At 39.5% G+C, this 26,074-nt stretch carries 20 protein-coding genes and 8 pseudogenes; 2 read left to right on the plus strand and 26 right to left on the minus strand.

Going from position 1 to position 26,074, the window contains the following annotated elements:
- From ACEWFH_RS12660 to dpaA, 13 genes and pseudogenes are all read right to left on the minus strand, one after another.
- Positions 1 to 1,067, minus strand: a pseudogene (locus ACEWFH_RS12660) (BMP family lipoprotein).
- Positions 1,068 to 1,154: 87 nt separating this feature from the next.
- Positions 1,155 to 1,878: pseudogene (locus tag ACEWFH_RS12665) on the minus strand (GntR family transcriptional regulator).
- A gap of 189 nt (positions 1,879 to 2,067) precedes the next feature.
- A pseudogene (locus tag ACEWFH_RS12670) lies at positions 2,068 to 4,428 on the minus strand (DNA translocase FtsK).
- 113 nt (positions 4,429 to 4,541) lie between these two features.
- Positions 4,542 to 4,751 carry a YlzJ-like family protein gene (locus tag ACEWFH_RS12675; RefSeq protein WP_473724317.1) on the minus strand — a complete coding sequence of 70 codons (210 nt, stop codon included), beginning with the start codon at positions 4,749 to 4,751 and terminating at the stop codon, positions 4,542 to 4,544.
- Complete coding sequence (locus ACEWFH_RS12680) at positions 4,748 to 5,500, minus strand: ClpP family protease (RefSeq protein ID WP_473724318.1); 753 nt, start codon at positions 5,498 to 5,500, stop codon at positions 4,748 to 4,750. Before ACEWFH_RS12680 ends, ACEWFH_RS12675 begins: the two co-directional genes overlap by 4 nt.
- Positions 5,501 to 5,595: 95 nt before the next feature.
- Entirely contained in the window at positions 5,596 to 5,946 is a 351-nt protein-coding gene (locus ACEWFH_RS12685; protein WP_473727296.1) for a hypothetical protein, read from the minus strand.
- 113 nt (positions 5,947 to 6,059) lie between these two features.
- A pseudogene (locus ACEWFH_RS12690) lies at positions 6,060 to 7,025 on the minus strand (MBL fold metallo-hydrolase RNA specificity domain-containing protein); the annotation flags it as partial.
- 20 nt (positions 7,026 to 7,045) lie between these two features.
- Positions 7,046 to 7,261: a hypothetical protein gene (locus ACEWFH_RS12695; protein WP_473724319.1), complete on the minus strand. Its 216-nt coding sequence runs from the start codon at positions 7,259 to 7,261 to the stop codon at positions 7,046 to 7,048.
- A 581-nt stretch (positions 7,262 to 7,842) separates the two neighbouring features.
- Complete coding sequence (dapA, locus tag ACEWFH_RS12700) at positions 7,843 to 8,712, minus strand: 4-hydroxy-tetrahydrodipicolinate synthase (protein WP_473724320.1); 870 nt, start codon at positions 8,710 to 8,712, stop codon at positions 7,843 to 7,845.
- A gap of 12 nt (positions 8,713 to 8,724) precedes the next feature.
- On the minus strand, positions 8,725 to 9,990 hold the full coding sequence (gene dapG, locus ACEWFH_RS12705; protein ID WP_473724321.1) for an aspartate kinase: 1,266 nt from the start codon (positions 9,988 to 9,990) through the stop codon (positions 8,725 to 8,727).
- Positions 9,991 to 10,011: 21 nt separating this feature from the next.
- A pseudogene (gene asd / locus ACEWFH_RS12710) lies at positions 10,012 to 11,056 on the minus strand (aspartate-semialdehyde dehydrogenase).
- A 144-nt stretch (positions 11,057 to 11,200) separates the two neighbouring features.
- Positions 11,201 to 11,788 carry a dipicolinate synthase subunit B gene (dpaB, locus tag ACEWFH_RS12715; protein ID WP_473724322.1) on the minus strand — a complete coding sequence of 196 codons (588 nt, stop codon included), beginning with the start codon at positions 11,786 to 11,788 and terminating at the stop codon, positions 11,201 to 11,203.
- Positions 11,789 to 11,793: 5 nt separating this feature from the next.
- Positions 11,794 to 12,687 (minus strand): dipicolinic acid synthetase subunit A, encoded by an 894-nt coding sequence (dpaA, locus tag ACEWFH_RS12720; RefSeq protein WP_473724323.1) that lies wholly within the window; start codon positions 12,685 to 12,687, stop codon positions 11,794 to 11,796.
- Positions 12,688 to 13,174: 487 nt separating this feature from the next.
- Here dpaA and ACEWFH_RS12725 point away from each other — a divergent pair, with 487 nt between their 5' ends.
- A complete protein-coding gene (locus tag ACEWFH_RS12725) occupies positions 13,175 to 13,375 on the plus strand; it encodes a hypothetical protein (RefSeq protein ID WP_473724324.1) in 201 nt (66 codons plus the stop codon).
- Here ACEWFH_RS12725 and ACEWFH_RS12730 read toward each other — a convergent pair.
- Positions 13,369 to 14,610, minus strand: a complete 1,242-nt coding sequence (locus ACEWFH_RS12730; RefSeq protein WP_473724325.1) for a M16 family metallopeptidase — start codon at positions 14,608 to 14,610, stop codon at positions 13,369 to 13,371. The genes ACEWFH_RS12725 and ACEWFH_RS12730 overlap by 7 nt on opposite strands.
- Before the next feature lie 77 nt (positions 14,611 to 14,687).
- Entirely contained in the window at positions 14,688 to 15,662 is a 975-nt protein-coding gene (locus ACEWFH_RS12735) for a polysaccharide deacetylase family protein (RefSeq protein WP_473724326.1), read from the minus strand.
- A gap of 356 nt (positions 15,663 to 16,018) precedes the next feature.
- On the opposite strand from ACEWFH_RS12735, the gene ACEWFH_RS12740 reads away from it, so the two are divergent.
- Positions 16,019 to 16,231, plus strand: a complete 213-nt coding sequence (locus tag ACEWFH_RS12740) for a hypothetical protein (protein WP_473724327.1) — start codon at positions 16,019 to 16,021, stop codon at positions 16,229 to 16,231.
- Here ACEWFH_RS12740 and pnp read toward each other — a convergent pair.
- The 11 genes and pseudogenes from pnp to rimP form a co-directional block, all read right to left on the minus strand.
- Positions 16,228 to 18,342: a polyribonucleotide nucleotidyltransferase gene (gene pnp, locus ACEWFH_RS12745; RefSeq protein WP_473724328.1), complete on the minus strand. Its 2,115-nt coding sequence runs from the start codon at positions 18,340 to 18,342 to the stop codon at positions 16,228 to 16,230. The two genes, ACEWFH_RS12740 and pnp, sit on opposite strands and share 4 nt — an antisense overlap.
- Positions 18,343 to 18,533: 191 nt before the next feature.
- Positions 18,534 to 18,803: a 30S ribosomal protein S15 gene (rpsO, locus tag ACEWFH_RS12750; RefSeq protein ID WP_066240919.1), complete on the minus strand. Its 270-nt coding sequence runs from the start codon at positions 18,801 to 18,803 to the stop codon at positions 18,534 to 18,536.
- Between the two features lie 136 nt (positions 18,804 to 18,939).
- Positions 18,940 to 19,879, minus strand: a pseudogene (gene ribF, locus ACEWFH_RS12755) (riboflavin biosynthesis protein RibF).
- A gap of 24 nt (positions 19,880 to 19,903) precedes the next feature.
- On the minus strand, positions 19,904 to 20,815 hold the full coding sequence (gene truB, locus ACEWFH_RS12760; protein ID WP_473724329.1) for a tRNA pseudouridine(55) synthase TruB: 912 nt from the start codon (positions 20,813 to 20,815) through the stop codon (positions 19,904 to 19,906).
- Positions 20,816 to 20,897: 82 nt separating this feature from the next.
- A complete protein-coding gene (gene rbfA / locus ACEWFH_RS12765) occupies positions 20,898 to 21,281 on the minus strand; it encodes a 30S ribosome-binding factor RbfA (protein ID WP_473724330.1) in 384 nt (127 codons plus the stop codon).
- Positions 21,282 to 21,312: 31 nt separating this feature from the next.
- Positions 21,313 to 21,591 carry a DUF503 domain-containing protein gene (locus tag ACEWFH_RS12770; protein WP_473724331.1) on the minus strand — a complete coding sequence of 93 codons (279 nt, stop codon included), beginning with the start codon at positions 21,589 to 21,591 and terminating at the stop codon, positions 21,313 to 21,315.
- Positions 21,588 to 23,878: pseudogene (infB, locus tag ACEWFH_RS12775) on the minus strand (translation initiation factor IF-2). Before infB ends, ACEWFH_RS12770 begins: the two are co-directional and overlap by 4 nt.
- Before the next feature lie 15 nt (positions 23,879 to 23,893).
- Complete coding sequence (locus ACEWFH_RS12780) at positions 23,894 to 24,199, minus strand: YlxQ family RNA-binding protein (protein WP_473724332.1); 306 nt, start codon at positions 24,197 to 24,199, stop codon at positions 23,894 to 23,896.
- Positions 24,196 to 24,460, minus strand: a pseudogene (rnpM, locus tag ACEWFH_RS12785) (RNase P modulator RnpM). Before rnpM ends, ACEWFH_RS12780 begins: the two are co-directional and overlap by 4 nt.
- Before the next feature lie 20 nt (positions 24,461 to 24,480).
- Positions 24,481 to 25,584 carry a transcription termination factor NusA gene (gene nusA / locus ACEWFH_RS12790; protein WP_473724333.1) on the minus strand — a complete coding sequence of 368 codons (1,104 nt, stop codon included), beginning with the start codon at positions 25,582 to 25,584 and terminating at the stop codon, positions 24,481 to 24,483.
- 18 nt (positions 25,585 to 25,602) lie between these two features.
- Positions 25,603 to 26,073: a ribosome maturation factor RimP gene (gene rimP / locus ACEWFH_RS12795; protein WP_289495660.1), complete on the minus strand. Its 471-nt coding sequence runs from the start codon at positions 26,071 to 26,073 to the stop codon at positions 25,603 to 25,605.
- Position 26,074 lies beyond the last annotated feature (1 nt).

Here is a 26,074-nt window from a genome sequence, read left to right on the forward strand (position 1 = left end):
TTACTTTAAGTTCTTTTTGAACTCTTCGAACTCAGCGTCTGTTTTAGGAACTTTTACTTCTCCATCGATGATTTTCTTTTTGAAATCTTCTACTGATTTAAGAGCATCTTCCTCAACGTTATCTTGAGTTGGAGCGATACCTACTCCGTCTTCTTTAAGACCGAATTCTACGATCTTTCCGCCTGGGAACTTCCCATTCATCGCTTGCTCAGAAACTTCATAAACAGCTTGGTCAACACGTTTAACCATTGAAGTCAGTGTTACATCCTCAGGCATACCTTCTTCATGCTGATCACGGTCAACACCGATTACCCAAACATCTTCACCGTTTTTCTTACGGTTTTTCGCTTCAGTGAACACACCCATACCTGTTCCGCCTGCTGCGTGATAGATGATGTCAGCGCCTTGCTGATAGAACGTGTTAGCAATTTGCTGACCTTTTTCAGCTTTGTTGAAGTCTTCTGCATATTGAACAAGTACTTCAGCATCAGGGTTAGCTGTTAACACCCCTGCTTTAAATCCGTTTTCGAACTTCTTGATCAGTTCACTGTTAACACCGCCAACGAAACCTACTTTGTTCGTTTTTGATTGCATACCAGCTACTAGACCTACTAAGAATGAACCTTCATGCTCAGAGAACGTAATGTTTGCTACGTTGTCACCTTTTACAACCATATCAACGATTGCAAGTTTTGCATCAGGCTGTTGTTTTGCTACAGTTTCAACATCAGTTCCATCAAGAAACCGATTCCAAATACTACATCGTATTTTTGACGAATCAGTGAGTTAAGGTTGGGCTTGTAATCACTTTGAGCAGTTGATTGCAAGTATTTGAAACCTTTGTTCTCTTCTAAACTATTATCTTTACCAAACTTCGTTAAACCTTCCCAAGCTGACTGGTTGAAAGACTTATCGTCTACACCGCCAGTATCTGTTACCATCGCTACTTTAAAGTCTTTTTTGTCTCCTCCGCCAGAAGATTTCCCTTCATCAGAAGATCCGCATCCGGCAAGAATCGTACCGGCAGTTAACATTGCAGTTACCATCAATCCTAATTTCTTTTTCAAGTCATTTTCCCCCTGTAAATGTTTTCATTTTAATGACTAAAACCAATGCTGCAAAAAGTACCGATCACCCCCTAAAAAAGACTTTAATTATAAGCGCTTTCTTAAAACAGAGAATAAAAACTTATCAGATCTAAAGTAGTTGCAAGAATAGAGAACTGGTTCATCAAACTGATCATAGTGCATTTGTCTTAAGATTAATAATGGGACTTGTGCATCACTTTCGAGAATTTCTGAGATGCGGTCATGATAACCAATTGGTTCTATGTTTGTTACCGCATACATAACGCGTCTGCCCGTTTCCTTTTCTAACATTTCTAAAAAGGATTCATAATCATGCAAACCTTTTGCGGGAAACAGATGTGCTGGCATATGATCTTTACAGAATACAACAGGTTCTCCATCAGCTGTACGAACACGTTCCATCATCATCAGACCATCTGGCAAAGAATCATTAAACTTACTTAGTAGTTCATCTGTTACATCCGTCATTTGTGAGGATAGGAAAATTGTACCTGCTTTCTTTCCGCCTCTTTCTATCATATCGGTAACGCTGTATAATTCTTCAATCCCAGATGAGAACAAAGCACGCGTTCTGACGAATGTACCGACTCCGTGTTTTCGAATGAGTACGTTTTCATCTTCCAAAATACGAAGCGCCTCACGCAATGTAGCCCTTGAGATACCAAGCTGTTTGGATAGTTCAAACTCGGAAGGAGTTTTCTCCTTCTTTATAAATACCTTCTTCAATATCTTTTTTTAACTTTTCAATCACTTTTATATATAACAAGCGATGGTCAGCTTTTATGGACATTACATAAACCACCTTAACTAGTTGTTCGACGTATGACAAATTATTAGTAGAATCGACATTACTATACCATTTTTAGTTCTATAAATAAATACTAATTTTACAAATTTTTAATAGGTATTCTTTGGATTTAACATTATTAGAAAAATATGACATAAACATAGGAAAACGAGCCCCGTAGAGCCCGTTTTCCTATGAACTGGATGCTTCTTTTTCGTCCGGCATCGCTGATATCAACACTTCTCGAGGTTTCGATCCTTCATATGGACCGACGATTCCTTTTGATTCCATCGTATCGATCAGCCTTGCTGCCCTTGAATATCCGATTCGGAATCTTCTTTGCAGCATAGAGACCGAAGCAGTTTGCATATCAACGACGAGTCGAACCGCATCTCCAAATAAATCATCTTCTGATTCCATTACAGCCGGTTCAGCTTCCTCAGTTGGAATCATCTCCGTCTGATATTGAGCTCTTTTGCTGAGTAACACAATGTTCAACAATTGCTTCTACTTCCTCATCTGAGAGGAAAGCCCCTGTACACGAACGGGTTTTGAAGCTCCTGATGGGAAGAACAGCATATCCCCTCTGCCTAAGAGCTTCTCTGCACCACCCATATCGAGGATTGTCCTAGAATCTGTTTGTGAAGAAACACTAAACGCGATTCTTGATGGGATGTTTGCTTTAATGACACCTGTAATAACATCTACAGATGGCCGCTGAGTGGCTATAATCAAATGAATACCTGCTGCACGGGCCATCTGGGCTAAGCGCGTAATCGCATCTTCAACATCCCCTGAAGCAACCATCATAAGATCAGCAAGCTCATCAACGATTACAACAATATAAGGTAAAAATGGCTGTTTGGCATCACCTTTAGCGTTTTGCTTACGAATGGATTCATTATACCCTTCTATGTTTCGCGTTCCACTATGTGAAAACAGTTCATATCTGCGTTCCATTTCTGATACCACTCTTTTTAATGCTTGAGCTGCCTTTTTCGGCTCTGTTACAACTGGTGCTAAAAGATGTGGTATACCGTTATACATATTTAACTCTACCATCTTAGGATCAATCATCATCATTTTTACTTCATGCGGTTTTGCTCTCATCAGAATACTTGTGATGATTCCGTTAACACACACACTCTTCCCGCTACCGGTAGCTCCAGCTACAAGCAGATGGGGCATTCTGGACAAATCTGCAATAATCGGTTCACCCGAAATATCTCTTCCAAGGCCGATAGCAAGCGGTGACTGCTGACCTGTAAATTGAGGAGCTTCCAGTACTTCTCTAAGGGTTACCATAGATATTTCCTGATTTGGAACCTCTATACCTACCGCTGATTTTCCTGGGATCGGCGCTTCGATTCGAATATCCTTTGCTGCTAACGCTAATGCAAGATCATCTGATAAATTCACAATCTTACTTACTTTTACACCAACATCCGGATACACTTCGTACTTTGTAACAGCAGGTCCTAAGTGTACTTTAAGAACCTTTGCTTTTACACCGAAGCTCTCAAACGTTTTTTCGAGCTTCTTCGCGTTGCTCTTGCTCGCAGCATATTGCTTGTCTTTATGCTGGCCGCTGTTTTGAGGAGTTCTTAAATGTTTCATCGTAGGAAGCTGGTAGTGTTCGTTCTGAATGACTTCATCTCCAAAATTAGCAGGTAGTGGTGATGGAACTGGTTCATCATGCGTTTGATTCTTGTTTTCCGTACTTTTCGTTTCTTCTGAATCACCGTACACTTGAGGAGCAAATTTTAACTGAACACCGCTTTCTGTCTGATGAACTCTTTTTGTAAAGTCTTCGATGACAGGATCTTCTGAGATAATGATCTCTTCTGTTTCATCTTCATCGTCTAGAGTAGGTGGTTTGAGTGTTTTCTTTTCTTTTGCTTTTTTCGTACGTTCTTCAGCCAAAGATTGTTTCTTTTCTTGGACGAATTCTTTTAATTTTGCAGATGATGAACTTGTGAAATCTACAAGTTTCTGCAGCAAAACAGAAAGAGATTTTCCTGAGATTAGTAAAAGACTGCCGATAATCAGAAAAAGATAACGAGCTTTGTTCCTCCCGCTCCAAATAAAAAGTAAAAAAGAGCAAATCCTATAGCTCCAGCTAAACCACCACCAAGATCATTCGTAGACGTTTCACCTTGAAGCTGCAGCCAATACAAATCCCACGTGTTGCGAATAACGGATGCATCTTTCCAATCTCCGCCGTTAGTCAAATGTTCAAATAAAGTCAGATGGCTGAGCACTAAGAATGAAAAAACAAGATGTAAGCACCTGCTAGTTTTTTTGAGACCAATACCGGCCAGCTTCTTTTCCAAATTAAATAAAAGGATAATAAAATACAGGCTAACAATAAAATACCATACCATTCTCCACTAAAAAACGCAGTAAATGGACGAATGCCATTCCGACATTGCCCATTTTAGCTAGTCCGAGCGAAGCGAGTGCTAATATAGTAAGACCTGCAATTTCAAATGTCAGCTGCTCTTTCCATCTGCCCTTATTCTTTGCTTTCTTTTTTGTTTTTTGCCATGTAATCACCTCACAAGCATGCAATATTCTGTCTGTATGTATGTAGAAAATGGAAAGAAAAGCAGCCCTGCAAAAAGAAGGCTGCTTTAAAATAGTATAGCATATTTCTAAGGTGACTTTTAAAAGTTTCGCAGCACCATTCCAGGTTGACATTCTTCTAATAAAAAATGAGAAGGATCTGTGCTCATGATTTGAACGATCTTTGTTTCATCCCCATTGCGTTCTACAAGTACAGGTACATTATTATAAAGTATAACATTCTGCGCGGTTTGTTCGTTTCCTTCTTCCGGAAACATCAATTCATAAGGCTGCATCGTATACCAGATCATTGTTTTAACCCATTGTTCTCATTATTATCTTGTTTATGCTGATCAATCAGTTCGTTAAGCTTCTTTAACGCTTGCCCTACTCCGCCCACCTCATTGATGAGTCCATCGTTAACCGCATCTGTCCCTATAACATTCGTACCAATATCTCTTGTCAGATTACCTTTAGAAAACATCAGTTCTTTGAAACGCTCTTCTGTGATCTTTGAATGACTTGTAACAAATGAAATAACACGATCTTGCATCTTGTCTAAGTATTCAAATGTTTGCGGGACTCCGATTACAAGACCGGTTAAACGCACTGGATGAATCGTCATCGTTGCAGTTGGAGCTATAAATGAATAATCTGCGCTAACAGCAATTGGAACTCCAATTGAATGCCCACCGCCAAGTACTAGCGATACACTTGGTTTTGATAACGATGCAATCATTTCTGAAATTGCGAGCCCTGCTTCTACATCCCCTCCGACTGTATTCAATATCACAAGAAGTCCTTCGATCTTATGATTCTGTTCAATCGCTACTAATTGTGGAATTAAATGTTCATACTTAGTCGCTTTGTTGTTAGGCGGCAGCTGCATATGCCCTTCTATTTGACCTACAATTGTTAAACAATGAATGCTGGACCCTTCCATCGTTGGTACATTCGTTTGCCCTAACGATTGTATTTTCTGTAAAAGTCCTGAGCTATTCTCATCTTTCTTAGGCGGTACATCTGTTTGCGGTGTTTCTGTTTCTGGTGTCTGATCCATAAAATTCATACCCCTTCTAAGTTAGGTTCTTCTTAGTATGGGCGTTATTTCCATTCATATGAGAAGAAAATAAAAAAACCCGCTGAATCAGCGGGTTAAATTTCCATTATGATCGGCATGATCATCGGTCTTCTTTTCGTTTTTTCAAACAAGTACTGACTTAGCGTATCTCTAACGTTTGATTTTAAACTAGACCATTCTTTCATGTTTTCGTTCATGCATTTCTCAAGAACATCTCGAACTTTTGTATTCGCTTCTTGCAGAAGTGCTTCACTTTCCCTGACATAGACGAAACCTCTTGAGATAATTTCTGGTCCAGATATCAGCTGGTGCGAATCTTTGCTGATCGTTACAACGACTACTAAAATTCCATCTTGTGATAACAGCTTTCTATCACGAAGAACGATGTTGCCGATGTCGCTTACACCAAGTCCGTCTACTAACACATTACCGGACGGAACTTTCCCAGTTTTTTGAGCTTGTCCGTTCGCAAATTCAACAACTTCACCTTTATCAACAATAAAAATGTTGTCTTTTTCAACCCCAACTTCAATCGCTAATTTTTGATGAGCTTTTTGCATTTTATATTCACCATGAACTGGCATAAAATATTTAGGTCTCATCATGCTAAGCATAAACTTAAGCTCTTCGGCACTACCGTGACCTGAAACGTGTACTTTTTTCTGTCCAAAGATAACATCTGCACCTGTTCTCATCAGCTTGTCTACCATTTTAGCTACTGAAGTCTCATTGCCAGGTATCGGGGTAGCGGCAATAACGACAGTATCAGAAGGTCGAAGTGCGATCTGTTTATGTGATTTTTGTGCCATTCTAGATAACGCAGCCATCGATTCACCTTGACTGCCAGTTGTAAGAATGACAACTTTTTCATCGCTGTAATCGTTTGCTTGGTCGATCGTAACAAGCAGATCTTTTCAAACGTCAGGTATCCTAGTTGTGAAGCAATGTCAACAACCTTTACCATACTTCTTCCGTTTACAGCTACTTTTCTGTTTGTCTTTGCAGCAGCGTTCATGACTTGCTGTACACGATGTACGTTGGAAGCGAACGAAGCGATAATGATACGGCCTTTAGCGGCTTGAAAAACATCTAAAATCTCTTGTCCTACTTGCGCCTCTGGTCCTGTAGAACCTGGACGCTCAGCATTCGTGCTGTCTGAAAGCAAGCAGAGTACACCTTCTTCTGCCAGCGCTGAAATTTTTCCGAATTCTGTATGCTGTCCATCAATTGGCGTATGGTCAATCTTGAAATCGCCAGTATTTGCAATTATTCCCTGTGACGTGTGAATTGCAATACCTACTGCATCTGGAATACTATGATTTACGTGGAAGAAACTCACCTTCGCACTATTGAATGAAAGCTTCTGGTTTGTTTCAATCATATTTAATTCTGTTGAACGTAATAGTCCTGCTTCTTTTAATTTTGCTTCAACTAACCCTAATGTTAAACGCGTTCCATAAACAGGTACCGGAACTTGTCTCAATACGTAAGGAAGTCCTCCAATATGGTCTTCATGGGCATGAGTTAAAAGATTCCTGTTACGCGCTCCAGGTTTTCCTTCAGGTAGGTCACATCTGGTATGACGATATCAATTCCCAGCATTTCCTCCTGTGGAAACATTAGACCTGAGTCCATAACAAAAATTTCCTCACCCGTGTCCACTACATACATGTTTTTGCCGATCTCACCTACTCCGCCCAGGGCAAAAACTTTAATTTTATCTCTATTTTGTTTTGACAATGTGTATATTCCTCCTATGTTGTATGTAAAAAATATTAACCCGATCACGTCACTTAAAATCATTATACCGTATCAGAGGAATACAAAACAAGACTGAGGAAAGGACAAATAAAAATAAAGGGTTTATTACCAATCTTTGCTGCTCTTGTAAGTGGTTGATTTCTGCTTTATGTAGTTCGAATTACACAAGATGAGCGGTGAGGGTATAGGACCCGTCGATAATTGTCGAGTTTTAGCAACTCACCGATATATTGGCAAAACTCGCCGGATTATACCCAAAACTCGCGGGAATAAGTTTGAAATTTCTAGTATTATACCAAAACTTTCAGGAATTATCGGTAGTGATACCCCACCTAGTATAGAATAAGATCGTTTTGAGAACCTAATTTGCAGCTATTTTTGTTCTGTTTAATCAAAATTAAACAGAATTTATTAAGAAATAGTGTAGCAAATTGTGTTTTTTTAGTTTTGGGAGCGAAACAACAGCTTCATGCACGAAATGAAATGCTTTTGGAGGGTAAACCACCGTATTAAAAAATAGGCAATATAAAAAAAGCAAACCGGAACACCGGTCTGCTCGTTCATAGGCTGTTTAATCGTAAGGAAAGTGCTTCTCTTTCAGATTGATTTAAAGGAAGTAACGGAAGTCTTACCCCGCCAACATCAAGACCTTTTAATTGTAATGCAGTCTTTACTGGCGCAGGACTTGGCGCTTTAAACAGCTCGTGCATAACAGGTAGAAGTTTTCTGTGAAGTCTTGCAGCTTCTTTGTTTTCGCCGTTCTGAAATGCTTGAATCATCGCTTGCATCTCATTGCCGATCACATGTGAAGCCACAGATACAATCCCTGCACTTCCTATTGATAGCGATGGAAGGGTTAATCCATCATCACCGCTGTATAACAAAAAGTCATCAGAAGTTCTTTCAATAATCTCACTCATCGTATCTAGGTTACCGCCTGCATCTTTTAAAGCAACAATGTTCGGTACTTCAGCTAAACGAAGTACTGTGTCTACAGAAAAAGATACAACAGATCTTCCTGGAATGTTATATGCCATGATCGGAAGGCTAACCGCATCTGCAATTGCTTTATAATGCGCAACGATTCCTTCCTGACTTGGTTTATTGTAATACGGTGCAACGATCATGATTGCATCTACACCAATTTCTTCAGCTTTCTTTGAAAGATCGATTGATGCTCTCGTATTGTTGCTTCCTGTTCCTGCAATAACTGGAACTCTGCCATCTACTACTTTTACAACGTGCTTAAAAAGTGCAATCTTTTCTTCTGTTGTTAAAGTAGGTGACTCACCAGTGGTTCCAGCAACTACTAAGCTGTCAGTTCCATTGTTAAGCAGATGGTTAACAAGCTTTGTCGTCCGTCCAAAATCGATGTTGCCTTTGCTGTCAAAAGGCGTAACCATCGCAGTACTAATACTTCCAAAATTCATTTCGTTCACTCCTCAATACTCATTAAACTGCTGCTGAACAATTTCTTGTAAATTTGCTGATATTCCTTCTTCATTTAATCGGAATGTAGAATGAAGGGCATTTACCGATTCAATTAGATCTTCTTTTTTAACCAGTACCCAAATCGTTGTATGAGAGTCGGCCGATTGTAAGATCTGAATGTTTCTGCTTGATAGAGATTCTACGATCGCAGCTGTTACACCTGGCGTTCCTGCTATTCCTGCCCCTACAGCAGATACTTTGGCACAATCTCGATTTACTTCTGGTTCATAACCCAGCTCTTTTAATTTCGCAAGAGCACTATTCGTTTTATCTTCCATGATTGTGTATACGACACCTTTTGGACTGATGTTGATAAAATCGACAGAAATCTGTTCTTGGGCCATTGCTTTAAATACTTTCGTATGCAGATCATATTGTCCATCGTTGGCATATACTTTAATTTGAGTAATATTGGACACATGTGCGATACCCGTGATGATAGATTCCTGCACGTCTTTTCCAGCAGGTCCTTTCATTGCTGAGGTAACGAGCGTTCCTGGAAGATCTGAGTAAGTAGAACGAATTCTTAACGGGATTTTCGCCTGCATCGCGATCTCTACCGCACGCGGATGGATCACTTTAGCGCCTTGATAAGCCATGTTGCATATTTCAGCATATGTTACGACCGAAAGCGGCCTTGCATCTTTAACAAGCCTAGGGTCAGCTGTCATTACACCCTCTACATCGGTAAAAATATCGATAAACTCTGCTTCTAATGCAGCACCTAATGCTGAGGCACTTGTGTCGCTTCCGCCTCTTCCAAGTGTTGCGATGTCTCCTGACTTAGACTGTCCTTGAAATCCTGCAACAACCACAACTTGATTGTTTTGGAGTTCAGACTTAATCCGGTCCACTTTCATATCTATAATTCTAGCGTTAGAAAAGTCATCATTTGTTCTGAATCCGGCTTGAGGACCCGTCAAGGCAGCAGCAGATAATCCTGAAGCATTTAACAGTCCTGAAAAGACAACAGAAGAGATAATTTCTCCACAAGATAAAAGAAGATCTTGTTCCCGATTTGATATTTTGTTTTTATCACCTATTAGGCTTAATAAAGTGTCTGTCGCATACGGATCGCCAAAGCGCCCCATCGCTGAAACAACACAAACTACTTTATATCCTTCATCAACGGCTTTTCTTATATGACGAACTGCTTCAATCCGGCCAGTATCATCTTTTAAAGAAGTTCCCCCAAATTTTTGAACGATAATCTTCATGAATGCACCTTCTTTATAAAATTAGAGCAGATTTAATTTGATCAAGCTTTCAGCAATTTGTACTGAGTTATAAGCAGCGCCTTTTAATAAGTTATCTGACACAACCCACATGTGATAGGCGTTGTCACGGTCTAAATCTTTGCGGATTCTTCCTACGAATACATCGGGCAGTCCAGCTGCTAAAGCAGGCATTGGGTAAATCTGCTCTTCAGGTTGATCTTGCAGTGTAACACCCGGTGCTGTTTGTAGTAAATCTCTAATCTCTTGTACAGAAGGATTGCCACTCTCAAACTCTGCATATAAAGATTCAGAGTGTCCTGTTTCTACTGGCAATCTTACGCAAGTTGCAGCAATCTCGAGATTTTCTAAGTGCATGATTTTCTTTGTTTCATTCATCATCTTTAATTCTTCAAATGTATAGCCGTTATCTTCAAACTTATCAATTTGAGGTACTAGCGTTAAACGCGATCTGATAATGTTTTTTATCAGATGCACAAGGCATAATTGATGCTTCAAACGGCTCATCGTTCAGAATCGCTCTGGATTGTTCTTTTAATTCTTCAACCGCTTTTGCACCAGCTCCTGAAACAGCTTGATACGTAGAAACGATAACCTTTTTAAGTCCATACTTTTCGTGAAGAGGCTGCAGAGCTACAACCATCTGAATTGTCGAACAGTTAGGGTTTGCAATGATACCGTTATGTTTTAATAAATCTTGCTCGTTTACTTCTGGGACAACTAGGGGTACATTCGGATCCATTCTGAATGCACTCGTGTTATCTACAACGATTGCACCTCTTTTGACTGCTTCATGTGCAAGGGCTTTTGAAACAGAACCGCCTGCAGAAAATAAAGCAAGGTCTACACCTTCAAATGCTTCTGGTGTTGCTTCTTGAATGGTATGAGACTCTCCATTAAATGTGATGACCTGTCCTGCTGATCTTTTACTAGCAAGAAGAGATAGCTTCTTGATCGGAAAATTCTTTTCACTTAACGTACTTAACATTTGCTGGCCTACTGCACCAGTCGCTCCTACTACAGCTACATGAAATGATTTTTGGCTCATACTTTATTAACTCCTTTATTGTTTAAGGTAAGCAAGTTACAACAGAAGGAGAAACTCAAGAATCGGTTTCTCCTAGTTAATCCATATAATTTATCATATTTTATCATAAACTTTGGGGTTATGAACGGATTTTCTTCTGTTGTTTCAATCTGCCACCCTAAGTACCGGCTGGAGCTGCTTACCTTGGAGCGCATATTCGATCGTTTCAATCAGCGTATCCATATGAGCCACTAAGGAGTTTTGTTTTTTTACTGGATCATCTTGACTGAATGGAATAAAGTAAATATTTTTTGTCGCCATCAAACGCATAATATTCACACCGTTCAATCCTAAACCGTCATTCGTGGATATACCAAGCACCACTGGTTTTTGATTTCGCAATGTTGCTTTTGCACCCATCAATACGGGGGAATCAGTCATTGCATTTGCAAACTTGCTTATAGAATTACCTGTAAGTGGCGCAATCACCATACAATCAAGAGGTGTTTTCGGTCCGAATGGTTCTGCTTTTACAATCGAATCAACAGGTTCGTTGCCTGTGATCTGTTTTATTTTTTCCACCCATTCTCCTTCTGTTCCAAAACGTGTAGTCGTATGCTGAACCGTATGGGTGAAGAACGGAGAAACGTTAGCACCTAGATCTACTAATTTTTGTATCTGTGGAAAAACAGCATCATACGTACAATGGGAGCCTGTTAGACCAAAACCGATATGCTTCCCTTTAAAATCCATGATAACTACCCCTTCCGCTTATAAAATTCATTGATTAACAGCTGCGAAAGTACATTGGCAACGATTTTCCCCGCTGTTTTAGGAGCAACAATTCCTGGCAACCCTGGGGCAAGCAAAGCTTTGATCCCGCGTTTTTCTGCATACCTGAAATCGGTTCCCCCAGGTTTAGATGCTAAATCAACAATCAGTGTATGTGATGGAAGCTTCGAAATCACATCCGCATTGACGATTTGTGTTGGTATGGTATTAATGCAAACGTCCGTCTCATAAACTTCATTCTTCAAGTTATCTAGATGAAACGGAATCATTCCCATTTCTGAAATTCTAGCCATATGTTCTGACTTTCTAGCTCCTACTTTTACCCGTGCTCCTAACGCTTGGAAGGTGCGTGCCACACTCATTCCTACACGTCCGAAACCTAAAACAACTGTATTGGATTGATGAATGGTAATATCGGTGTGCTGGATAACCATCATGATCGTTCCTTCAACTGTAGGAATACTGTTATAGATCGCAACATCATCTCTCTCAAATAACTTTGTGAGCTTTCTATTGCTATTTTTCGTAATGCCGTCCAAATACGGGTTGCTGATTCCAGAAAACACGTGGCAATGACTTTTTGTCTTTTTCAAATGATTCTCCGTTAAGACCATTTTACGATTAGAGAATATGGTATCAATCTCCCCTTGCAACCCGGTTCCACTTACAGGCAAAATGATGCTATCTAACTTTGAAAAATCAACTTCGTCTATATCCATTTTTGATGCTCCGGTAAATCCATGATCGAGTTGATCATAGCCAATAAGTGTAAGTATTGCATCTAGCTCTGTTAATTTACGAATAACTTCTAGCTGTCTCGCATCGCCACCAAAAACAGCGATATGCAAATCCGTTAACATTCTGTCTCCCCTTTCTCCGTTGTTCCTATATTGCAGGGATTGCTATCCACGTTCATCATAATATGAATACCCCGCCTATCTGGTTACACAAGATACGCTTTTCACAACGGTAAAACTTATATTCAAGTAGAAATAAAATGCTATTTACACGAACAATAGGTTTCAATCAACACCATTATATTCATGAGCATCTCCTATGTTTGGGGCAATGAGAAAACATTGAGCCCATTTTTTAAAAGGCTGTCTTTCTTATCATTGTTGTTTTTAAAATCTATCCTGGAGAGCAATAAAATTCATTTTACAATGTTTTAAAAGGGCTATTTTCTAAAAGATTGTTGCTTTCAAACCTCATTTCTTTATGACAGTTGATTGGAGTGGAAGGTGGGAGACTCTCGTCTAGAACAGGCGGGCAGTTCGAAAAGTGGAAGTGGCTCGTTCAGCCCCGACAAGCAAAAGGTGAATGGGCTAGAAAGGCGTACTTTGCCTTTTGGACCATTTAGCTTTTGACCTCGAGGGGCTAGCCACTGCTACTAGACAGGTGAGACACTTAAAAGTGAAACGCTACAAATGTGGCTCCCGCCTGCCCCGCGGAAAGCGAGCACCTGGTACGGAAATCAACGACTTACAAAAAGAAAACAAAAAAACCCGGCAATATCCCGGGTTTTCACATTTATCGTTATTTTATTGAAGTCCTTTTGGGAGTTCTCCTTGAGGACTTACTAATGAAGCAGAACATCCTTCACTGAAAATGGATTCAACTAAAGAGTTTACGTCTTCTTTTGAAACATTATCAATCGATTCCACCATATCATCTAACGTACGGTGGTAACCTAAAATCAGCTCATGTTTTCCATTTCGGCTCATTCTGCTGTTCGTGCTCTCCAGACTCAGCATTAAGTTTCCTTTAATCTGCTCTTTAGAGTTTTTCAATTCTTTATCGGTGATGCCATTCTCTTTTAAGTCCTCTACAATATTTAAGACCGTATTATATAATTCATCTAATTGATGTGGTGCTGTTCCACCATAGATAGTGAAGATCCCATTATCCTGAAACGCTGAATGATAAGAGAATACAGAATAAGCTAAGCCTCTTTGCTCCCTTACTTCTTGAAAAAGTCGGCTAGACATACTGGAACCAAATACGTTATTGAGAATTATCAAACTGTAGTTGCGTTTGTCTTTAAGTGAAAGTCCAGGAAATCCGAGACATAAGTGAGCTTGTTCGGTTTCTTTTTTACGTGCAAGCTTCTCTGGATGAAATACAGGAGCATGTATTTCAGGCTTTACGATGTTACTTGTTTTATAATTTCCGAACCATTTTTCAGCTTGTTGTATGAATGATTCGTCAATATTTCCAGCTACTGAAATGACTACTTCTTCTGGAACGTAATGACTATCCATATAATCACGTAAAGTGTTACCCGTAAACGTGTTCAGCGTCTCTTCTGTTCCTAAGATCGGATATCCAAGTTCATGGTTTTGAAAACTCGCTCGACTAAGCATGTCATGAACAATATCATCTGGAGTATCTTCATACATCTTGATTTCTTCTAATACGACATTCTTTTCCTTTAAAAGCTCGCCTTCGTCAAAGGTAGAGTTAAAAAACATATCTGCTAATACTTCCAGTGCGTATGGAGCATGTGTATCTAAAACTTTTGCGTAATAACACGTATATTCTTTCGAAGTAAAAGCATTTACTTGGCCGCCGATGCTATCAAATGATTCGGCGATCTCTCTAGCCGTTCTCGTTTTTGTCCCTTTAAAGAACATATGCTCCAGAAAGTGAGAGATTCCGTTGTTTTTTGTATTCTCAAACCTAGAGCCCGTACCGATCCATACTCCGATCGCTACAGATCTAACAGTTGGAATATTCTCCAAAACGACACGAACGCCGTTTGAACACGTATGTCTTTTAATCAAACTTGTTTCCCCTAGCTGTCAGTTGTTCCACAATAATCATAGGAACAATATACCATTATCACAACTCCTGCACAACTTTACTTGATGGTTTTTGGCAGCAGCCTTTTTTCATCCATCAAATCAGAAACTGTTCCGATGCTATATCCTTTTTCTTTTATTCCTTTGATTAGTTTCTCTAACCCAGTTGAGGATGATTCAGTTGGATGCATAAGAATCATTGCACCAGGGTGTACTTTGCCGAGTACTCGTTTAACCATTTCATCAGGGTCCGGATTGCGCCAATCGACAGTATCAACCGACCATAGTATTGTCTTCATTTCAAGGTCTGATGCAATCTGAACGACATCGTTTCGATAGCTTCCACTTGGAGGTGCAAACCATTTAGGAGACTGATCCAATGTTGCGTGTATTACTTCATTCGTTTGTTTTAATTCTTCTGTAATGCGTGAATTTGTCATCTTTTTTAAATCAGGATGAGAATATGCATGATTGCCGATTTCATGCTTTTCTTCCGCTATCATTTTTGCGAGTGATGGATTTTTCTTCACCCAAGATCCATCGAGAAAAAACGTTGATTTAATATTATTCTTCTTCATCGTTTGCAGCATACCAGGAAGATATTCATTTCCCCATGCTACATTTACTAAAAGCGTGACCATTGGTTTTTCCGGATTGCCCCTATAAATCGGAGATGCGGGCAGATTATCCAGGTGAATGGTCGGCTCTATCTGTTTTACAACTAGCTTACTACCATCAAATTTATTTTCTTTCTTCATCGCTTTAAACGATGCTTCCATGTCAACAACAAGTCCATTATAACCGGGAGTGGCTTTCCAGACAGGATCGATCTCAGCATTTTTTGGAGGACTGTTTAATTCTTTCGCTTTATCTTTGATCTGTTGATAGATTGAATTAGATTCCATTTGAGACACAGCTGTACTTTGGGCTTTAATACTTTCAATATAGGTGCTCGTAAACGGATTATGCACCGAAAATGCAGTGGCAGTAAGGATTAAAACAACAATGGACCAGTGAAGAATAGTATTTTTCACATAACTCCCTCCCTGTATCAAGGTATGTCCCTTTTGGACAGGTTAGAACGATTTAAACAAACGAATGAAATGATATAAAACACACTGAAGTCCGAGCTACAGGTTGAGGTTGTTCGAGTAAGCGGTTGGTTTCACGGTACTTATTCTTACACTTTTGCATAGAAGTAGCTTTTTCACCGAAAGCTACCTATTTTCACCGATGGATGTAACATTTCCGCCCATAGACTGCATATTTACATCGATCTGATGAATTTTTACAGATAGAGATAATCTGGAGAATACAAGGCTTTTATCTTAAAGTTTGTTGCTTTAAGTTTTTTTCTTTCTCTTCATTGACAAGTTGATTGAAGTGTAAGGTGCGAGACTCCTGCGGGACAGGCGGGCAGGTGAGACACTTAAGAGTGAAACGTACGAATGTGGCTCACCGCCTGCCCCGCGGAAAGGAGCACCTGGAACGGAAATCAACCACTTCCAAGAGCAACAAAGCTTGCCAAAAACAAAAAAGACTGACCCAAAGTGTCACGTGTAGTGTGCGCTTTGGGTCAGTCTCTATATCTTACATAAATTAAACGTTCTGCTGCTGCTCGTTTTTCGCTTTTTCTTCTTTTAGTACAACTTTGCGGGATAAGTTAACACGGCCTTGATTATCGATCTCCATAACTTTGACAAGAATTTCGTCACCAAGCTTTAGGATATCTTCAACTTTACCTACACGTTCTTCAGCAAGTTCAGAAATATGAACTAATCCGTCTTTTCCGCTAAAGAGTTCTACGAAAGCACCGAACTTTTCAATTCGTTTAACTTTACCCATGTAGTACTCTCCAACTTGAACTTCACGAACAATATCTTCAATGATTTTCTTCGCTTTTTTGTTCATAGACTCGTCAGTTGAAGCGATGAAGACTGTACCATCTTGCTCGATATCAATCTTAACGCCAGTTTCCTCAATGATCTTATTAATGATTTTCCCGCTTGGCCCGATCACATCACGGATCTTGTCAGGGTTGATCTTCATTGTTAAGATCTTAGGTGCATATTGAGAAAGTTGTGTACGAGATTCTGAAAGTGTTGCAAGCATAGACTTCAGGATGATCATACGCCCTTCTTTTGCTTGTGTTAAAGCTTCTTGAAGGATTTCACGGTTAATACCTGAAATTTTAATGTCCATTTGAAGAGCAGTGATACCGTTCGGTGTACCTGCAACTTTAAAGTCCATATCTCCAAGATGATCTTCCATACCTTGAATATCAGTTAACACGGTTACGTCTTCACCGTCAGAGATCAGACCCATAGCGATACCAGCAACTGGTGCTTTAATCGGTACACCAGCATCCATCAATGCAAGGGTACTTGCACAAATACTTGCTTGTGAAGTAGAACCGTTGGATTCAAGAACTTCAGAAACTAGACGAATTGTGTATGGGAACTCTTCTTCATTTGGAATCACTTGTTCTAACGCACGTTCACCTAAAGCACCATGACCGATTTCACGTCTTCCTGGTCCGCGCATAAATCCTGTTTCACCTACGCTGAATGGTGGGAAGTTGTATTGGTGCATAAAGCGTTTAGACTCTTCTACACCAAGACCATCAAGAACTTGAACATCACCAAGTGCTCCCAATGTACAAATGCTTAGCGCTTGAGTTTGTCCACGAGTAAATAGACCAGAACCATGTGTTCTTGCTAAAATGCCTACTTTTGAAGAAAGTTTACGAATTTCATCTGTTTTTCTTCCGTCAGGACGCACTTTTTCTTTTAAAATTAAGCGTCTAACTTCTTCCTTGATGAGTTTATGTAAAACTTCTTTCGCTTCGTTTGCTTTTTCTTCATCTTCTTCGTATCGAGTTGCTACGTTTGCACTTACCGCATCAAGAGCTTCTTGACGTGCGTGCTTTTCAACGACTTTAACTGCTTCTTTTACATCGTTACCGACAAATTCACGAACTTCTTGTTCAACATCTTTATCAAGTTCATGAAGAACAACTTCCATCTTTTCTTTGCCGATTTCAGCAACGATCTCTTCTTGGAATGCGATTAATTTCTTAATCTCTTCATGTCCAAACATGATCGCTTCAAGCATCACTTCTTCAGAAACTTCTTCAGCGCCTGCTTCAACCATGTTGATCGCGTGCTTTGTTCCTGCTACTACTAATTGAATATCACTTTTTTCATTTTGTTCAACGGTTGGATTGATTACAAATTCGCCTTCAATTCGGCCAACTGTAACTCCGGCGATCGGGCCTTCAAATGGAATATCCGAAATAGATAAAGAAAGAGAAGATCCAATCATTGCAGCCATTTCAGAAGAACAGTTTTGATCAACGCTCATTACAGTGCTGACAACTTGTACTTCGTTTCGGAAACCATCAGCAAATAAAGGACGAATCGGACGGTCGATCAAACGGCTTGCTAAGACCGCTTTTTCACTTGGACGTCCTTCACGTTTAATAAATCCGCCGGGGATTTTACCTACTGCATATAAACGTTCTTCGTAGTTTACAGTCAGTGGAAAGAAACTTAAATTTTTTGGTTGCTTTGAAGCAACAGCTGTAGAAAGCACTGCTGTATCACCATATCTGACCATTACAGCACCATTTGCTTGTTTTGCTAATTCTCCAATTTCGAACGTAAGCGTTCTTCCCGCCCAGTCCATGGTAAAAGTTCGTTTTTGTTGATCCATTTTACTTGGTACTCCTCTCAACACTTAGAAAAATCCTATCATATTATGGTTCTATTATATCCTAACGTAGTCCTTCCTAAAAAGAAAAACTCGAAAGAATTTACTCATACATACCAAGAATAACACGTTTACTGCTTTTAATGGATGAATGCTTGCAATAAAAAAGCGGGAATATATCCCGCTTTGCTGGATTAGCGACGTAATCCAAGTCTTCCGATCAATTCGCGGTAACGCGTGATGTCCTTGTTACGTAGGTACGTTAACAAGTTACGACGCTTACCAACCATTTTCAATAGACCACGACGTGAGTGGTGATCTTTCTTGTGTGTACGCAAGTGATCATTCAACTCATTGATTTGTTCAGTAAGGATAGCGATTTGAACCTCTGGAGATCCAGTGTCCGTATCATGTACCTTATACTCGCTGATTAGTTCGTTTTTACGCTCTTGAGTAATAGCCATCCTTTTCACCTCCTTAATATTAGAAACACCAATTACCGAGCAAACGTCGGTGACTCGATTTGCCAAGCAACGGTTATGTGTACACTAAAATGTACAAGTATTATCATAGACTTTTTACGAAACAAATGCAAGTTTTTTAATGCAGAGATTGTATGATTTCGTATGTTCTGTTTTTATCTGCATGTAACTGAGCAATCAGTTCGTCGATCCCATTAAATTTCTTCTCGTCTCGAATTCTCTTCAACCAAGTTACACTGATGCTTTTACCGTAGATTTCTTTGTTAAAGTCAAAAACATGTACTTCAAGAGACGGCTTTTTTGATCATCTTTAAAGGTTGGTTTATACCCTACGTTCGCCATCGCAAAATATTTCTCATCATCGATGGAAACTTCTACAGCATACACACCTACTTTTGGCAGTGAGTATTCTTCTGTATCCAGATTGGCTGTAGGAAATCCAATCGTACGACCCCGTTTATCACCGTGAATAACAGTTCCGTTGAGCTTATATCTGCGTCCGAGGTAAGGGATGAGTTCCTCAACTAGTCCTTCTTTTAAAAAGTGGCGAATCAGTGTAGAACTGATTTTTTGACCATCTTTTTCTATCTTTTCAATAACAGTTTGACCAAACTGGCCGTTTGATTCTTTCACTAACGTTTCTACGTTGCCTTTTCCATACTTTCCATATGAAAAATCAAAACCAGTTACAACATGCTGAACATTTAAACCAACAATATATTGTTCTACAAAGTCCTTTGTATCAAGAGCGGCAAAAACGTGATCGAATTTCACAAGATAAAAACGTTCAACTCCCATATTTTCTAATACTTTTTCTTTTCTTCTAAAGGAGTAATATACGTCCAATTAAGACCCGCTTTGCCTAAGACTACTGAAGGATGCGGATGGAAGCTCATGACGGCTGGAACAGCTCCGTTTTTGTGTGCCAGTTCCACAGCAGTGCGGATAACACGCTGATGTCCAACATGTATTCCGTCAAAATAACCTAAGGCTAGAATGGTTGGGGGCAGGTTATCTTGTTGAAAATGATGCGGATGACTTATAACAATCGTTTCCAAAAACTCACCTACTAACTTCTTTCGTTAATCAATGGCTAACACTTTAACCGGTTTAATTAAACCTGGTTTTGAAGGATGAAATTCATAAATGGCTAGACATTTTCCTTCTTCATTATAAACACCAAACGGACTTTGTTCCAACTCTTTTGGTGCTTCGAGTACAGAACCATTTTTAATTTTTAAAAATAGTTCGTCTCCTACAGTCCATTTTGGAAAATGAGAGATCCCTTTTTCTAATGGGAACAAATAGTCTTCTAAAGGTTTTTCTCCGCTTTCAAGCTGTTCAAACGTTACACAATCATCCATTGAAAAAGGTCCTGAAGCTGTTCTTACGAGAGATGACATATGTGCTGGATATCCTAGCCTCTCACCAATCTCTACAGAAAGGGTTCTGACATAAGTACCTTTAGAACATCTAACTCGGAAAGAAAATACAGGATTCTCTTTACTTATCGTTTCGTCTTCGTTTAAAAGTTCCAGTTCATATATGGTCACATTACGCTTTGGTCGTTCAACGGTAATCCCTTGTCTTGCGTATTCGTATAGTTTTTTGCCATTTACTTTTACAGCTGAATACATCGGTGGCGTTTGCTCTATTTCTCCTGTCAGTGACTTTAAAATGTCTTTAACCGCAGCAACTGAAATGTCTGCCTCCACTGGCTTTTCTGCCACTTTTTCACCGTGAGCATCTTCTGTTTCAGTAGAAAAGCCTAAGCTGACTTCACCGATATATTCCTTGCCATAGTCAGACATGTACTCAGCGATCTTTGTTGCTCTTCCGATACAAATAGGCAAAACACCTGTAACTTCAGGATCTAACGTACCTGTGTGACCTACTTTTTTAGTTGAAAATATTCTACGGATCTTAGCCACACAATCATGAGAAGTCATTCCGGCAGGTTTTTTTAATGCTAATATTCCTTGTCTTGCAGTCATATACAGCTTCTCCTTCAATCACTTTATCTCGTTTCAAGAAAAAATGGATAGACAATTATGTTAATTGCCTATCCATTTACTATTATGGTTTCGGATAATCTTCATTCTCTTCGCTGTCTTCGTCTTCTCGTTTAATATCAGACAAAAGACTTTCGATCTTGCTTCCATAATTTAAGGATTCATCAAATTTAAAAAAGATGTCCGGTGTTTTTCGCATGCGAATACGTTTTCCGATTTCAGTACGAATAAAACCTGTTGCTTTCGCAAGGCTTCTTAGTGTTTGTTCCTTTTGGTCGGAATCACCAAACACAGAGACATATACTGTAGCCTGCTGTAAATCACCTGTTACATCAACCGCCGTAACGGTCACAAAACCTACGCGGGGGTCTTTGATTTTTCGGCCTATAATGTCACTAAGCTCTTTTTTCATCTGTTCCCCAATACGATTGGAACGGATTGTGCCCATTTTTACTACACCCCGTTTCTTGCCACTTGCCTTATAGCCACTCAATGTTAGAATCAGTAACTTCCAATTCAGCAATAGATGTAATAATCGCAAGTGCTCTTTGCAATTCTTTTTCTGCTATTATTTTGTCCGAAGAAACGGTAACCATACTTATCTCTGCGCGCTGCCACAAATCTTGAAAATCCGTTTCAGAAACAGCTACATTTAAGCGTTGACGAACCCTGTTTACCGCTTTTTGGACAACTGAACGCTTATCTTTTAACGACTGTGCTTCATATATGAAAAACTCAACCGTTAATAAGCCGATCATTTTACTTTTATTTCTTCCATAATATAAGCCTCAATAATATCGCCTTCTTTAATATCATTGAACTTTTCTAACGTAATACCACATTCATATCCAGCTGAAACTTCTTTAGCATCATCTTTAAAACGTTTAAGCGCGTCGATCTTACCTTCGTAAGATACCACTCCATCACGAATCAAGCGAACTGTTGAGTCTCTTGTAATCTTACCTTCAGTAACATAACATCCAGCGATCGTACCCACTTTAGATACTTTAAATGTTGTACGAACTTCTACCTGACCGATTACTTTCTCTTCGAATTCAGGATCAAGCATTCCTTTCATCGCTGACTCGATTTCTTCGATCACGTTATAGATAATACGGTGCAGACGAACATCAACTTTTTCAGCATCCGCAGTGCGCTTCGCACCAGTATCAGGACGAACGTTAAAACCAATTACGATAGCATTTGAAGCGGATGCAAGCATGATGTCATACTCATTGATCGCCCCAACACCAGAGTGGATAATCTTAACTTTTACGCCTTCAACATCAATCTTTTGAAGAGATCCTGCAAGTGCCTCAACAGAACCTTGTACGTCACCTTTGATGATCACATTGATTTCTTTAATGTCGCCTTCTTTAATTTGGTTAAAGAGGTCATCAAGATTCAGTTTCGAAGATTCTTTACGTTGAGCATCTTGTTGCTTTTTAAAGCGTGATTCACCAACTTGACGAGCTTTTTCTCATCAGCAAATACCATGAACTGGTCTCCAGCTTGTGGAACATCGTTTAATCCTGTAATTTCAACAGGGGTAGATGGTCCTACAGTCTTAACACGGCGTCCAAGATCGTTCACCATCGCACGTACACGTCCATAAGTGTGTCCGACTACGATTGGGTCACCTACGTTTAATGTACCAGACTGAACAAGAAGTGTTGCTACAGATCCACGGCCTTTATCTAGCTGTGCTTCGATAACAGTTCCTGCTGCAGTACGGTTAGGATTTGCTTTTAATTCTTCAACTTCTGAAACAAGGTTGATCATCTCAAGCAAATCATCGATTCCGTCACCTTTAATCGCAGAAACGTTTACAAAAATTGTATCTCCGCCCCAAGCTTCAGAAACAAGTCCGTGTTCAGTAAGCTCCTGCATTACACGATCAGGGTTAGCTGCTTCTTTATCCATTTTGTTAACAGCTACAATGATTGGAACTTCAGCAGCTTTAGCATGGTTGATCGCTTCGACTGTCTGTGGCATTACACCATCATCTGCAGCTACAACAAGGATCGTAATATCCGTAACTTGAGCACCACGTGCACGCATTGTTGTAAACGCAGCATGTCCAGGAGTATCTAGGAACGTAATTTGTTTTCCGTTATTTGTAATTTGATAAGCACCGATATGCTGAGTGATTCCACCTGCTTCACCAGCCGTTACCTTCGTGTTGCGGATCGCATCAAGAAGTGTTGTTTTACCATGGTCAACGTGTCCCATGATCGTTACAACTGGAGGACGAACTTGAAGATCTTTTTCATCATCAACTACTTCATAGTTCTCAAATTCTGTTTCATCAACGATGATTTCTTCTTCTACCTCAACATCATAATCTGCGGCAATCAGTTCAATCGCTTCTTTATCAAGCTCTTGGTTGATTGTCGCCATGATGCCAAAACCCATTAATTTCTTAATGATCTCAGAAGTATCTTTGTTTAATTTTTTTGCAAGCTCACCTACTTGAAGTGAATCTGTAAAAGTAATCTTGCTTGGCGTTTCAAGAACCTTTTTCTGTGGAGCTTGTTGCTGGTGGTTCCCTCCGCCTCTATTTTGTTTGTTTCTGTTGTTGTTATTTTTGTTGTTGTTTCTGTTGTTGTTATTTTGATTTCTGTTGTTATTGTTGTTGTTATTTCTGTTTTGATTGTTATTGCTCTTGTTTTGGCCGTTTTGGCCGCCTTGGCCTTGATTGTTTGTATTAGTGGACTTTGGTCCTTTAGATTGTGATGAGTTATTGTTCTCTTTTTTTATTTTCATATTACTCTCTTTTTGAACTTCCTTTTTATTAGATTTGGTGTCATTACCAGAGTTGCTATTTTTCATATCTGTTTTAGGGAGTTGATTTTGATTTGTTGATTTTGTTTGATCTTTGTTTGCTTTAGGACGATATGCTTCGTCCAGTTTCTTAAGAGCTGCTTGATCAATCATTGACATATGATTTGCTACGTGGACATCCATCGTTTTCAGCTTTTCAATAATGTCTTTACTTTGAACATTTTTCTGTTTCGCATATTCGTATACGCGGATTTTACTCATATGTTCACCCCCGAGTTAGTGATCAAGAAGTTCCTTTAAACGCTTAGAAAATCCTTGATCATTTACAGCAACTACAACTCGTTGCTCTTTACCAATGGCCTTGCCCAAAATATTGCGATCTTCAATCCATACAAGATCAACTTTATAGAAGAGGCACTTATCAGTAACTTTTTTCTTTGTATTTTCAGAAGCATCTTTAGACAGCAAAACAATTTTAGCGTTTTGCTTTTGTATGCTTTTAACAACTAGTTCTTCACCGGATATGACTTTACCGGCTCGAACTGCTATTCCAAGAAAGTTTTCCCAAGGAGTTGGTTTCAAGATGTATGACTTCCTTTTTCAAGCTGTTCATATAAGTCAGCTGGTATCTTCGTTTTCAAATGCGACTCAAGAACCTTTTTCTTTTTTGCTTGTTCGATGCAAGCGGGTTCATGACAAAGGTAGGCTCCTCTTCCGGATTTTTCCCTGTCGTATCAACAGAGACTTCACCTTCAGGCGAGCGGACAATACGTGTTAATTCTTTTTAGCCTTCATTTCTTGACAGGCTACGCATTTTCTCATAGGAATCTTGCGTGTTTTCATTGTCTCCACCTCGTCTTCTCTTACTCTTCATCCTCATCAGTATCGTCGAAGAAATCATTTCGAGCGTTTGCAGGATCATAAACACCTGATTCTACTGCTTCTGTCTCGCTTTTAATATCAATCTTCCAACCTGTTAACTTGGCAGCGAGTCGAGCATTCTGGCCTCTTTTACCAATCGCTAGTGAAAGTTGATAATCTGGCACGATTACAGTTGTCATTTTTTCTTCTTCATTCACTTGAACTTCAAGTACTTTTGCAGGACTTAGTGAATTAGCCACATATACGACAGGATCTTCACTCCAGCGAACGATATCGATCTTTTCGCCGTTCAATTCATTTACGATCGTTTGGACACGTGCACCTTTTTGCCCTACACAAGAACCTACTGGATCCACTTCAGGATCAGCAGCATGTACAGCAATCTTGGAACGGTCTCCCGCTTCACGTGCAATCGATTTAATTTCAACAGTACCATCATAAATTTCAGGTACTTCAAGTTCGAACAAACGTTTTAATAAACCAGGGTGAGTTCTTGAAACCAAAATTTGAGGACCTTTAGTAGTCTTTTCAACTTTTGTAATATACACCTTGATGCGGTCATTCGTAGTATGTGATTCACCAGGCATCTGTTCTGCAGCTGGCAATAATGCTTCTACTCTGCCTAGGCTTACATACATATAGCGGTGGTCTTGTCTTTGAACGATTCCTGTAATAATGTCTTCTTCGCGGTCAATAAATTCTGAGAAGATAATTCCGCGTTCTGCTTCACGCACACGCTGTGTAACAACTTGTTTAGCTGTTTGCGCTGCGATACGGCCGAAGTCTTTTGGTGTAACTTCTTCTTCTACTATATCGTCAAGTTCATACCCAGGGTTAATTGCTTGTGCTTCAGCGACTGAGATTTCTTGACGATCGTCCTCAACCTCTTCAACCACATTTTTTCTAGAAAATACACGGATACTTCCTGTGTCTCTGTTAAAATCAACACGAACATTTTGCGCTTGATGAAAATTACGCTTATAAGCAGAAATAAGGGCTGCTTCAATCGCTTCAATAATAACTTCTTTACTTATCCCTTTTTCTTTTTCTAACAATGTAAGTGCATCCAAAAGCTCGGTACTCATTTTTCTTCTCCCTCTTCATTAAAAAACAACCGCAAGACGGGCGTTTGCCACTTTTGTATACGGCAACTCTACCTTTTTCACTTGCGTTTTTACTCTGATCTCCATGAACAGCGTTTCACCGTCAAAGTCTTTTAAAAGTCCTTCATATACTTTTTCACCATTAATAGGCTCATAAAGTTTAATGTTTACATTTTTGCCGATAGCATTTTTAACATCTTCAGGTTTCTTTAACGGTCTCTCAACACCTGGAGAAGATACTTCTAAAAAGTAGGGCTGTTCGATCGGATCAAGTTCATCTAATTTTTCACTCAACTGTTCACTGACAGTTCCGCATTCTTCAATATCAACTCCACTCGTGGAATCAATATAAACACGGAGAAACCAGTTTTTACCCTCTTTAACAAATTCAACGTCAACAAGTTCAAGTCCTAGTTTTTCAACGATTGGGGTTACAAGCTCTGATGTGAGCTCTGTAATCTTCTGACTCATT

The sequence above is a fragment of the Fictibacillus sp. EA-CB0309 genome (assembly GCF_055814265.1).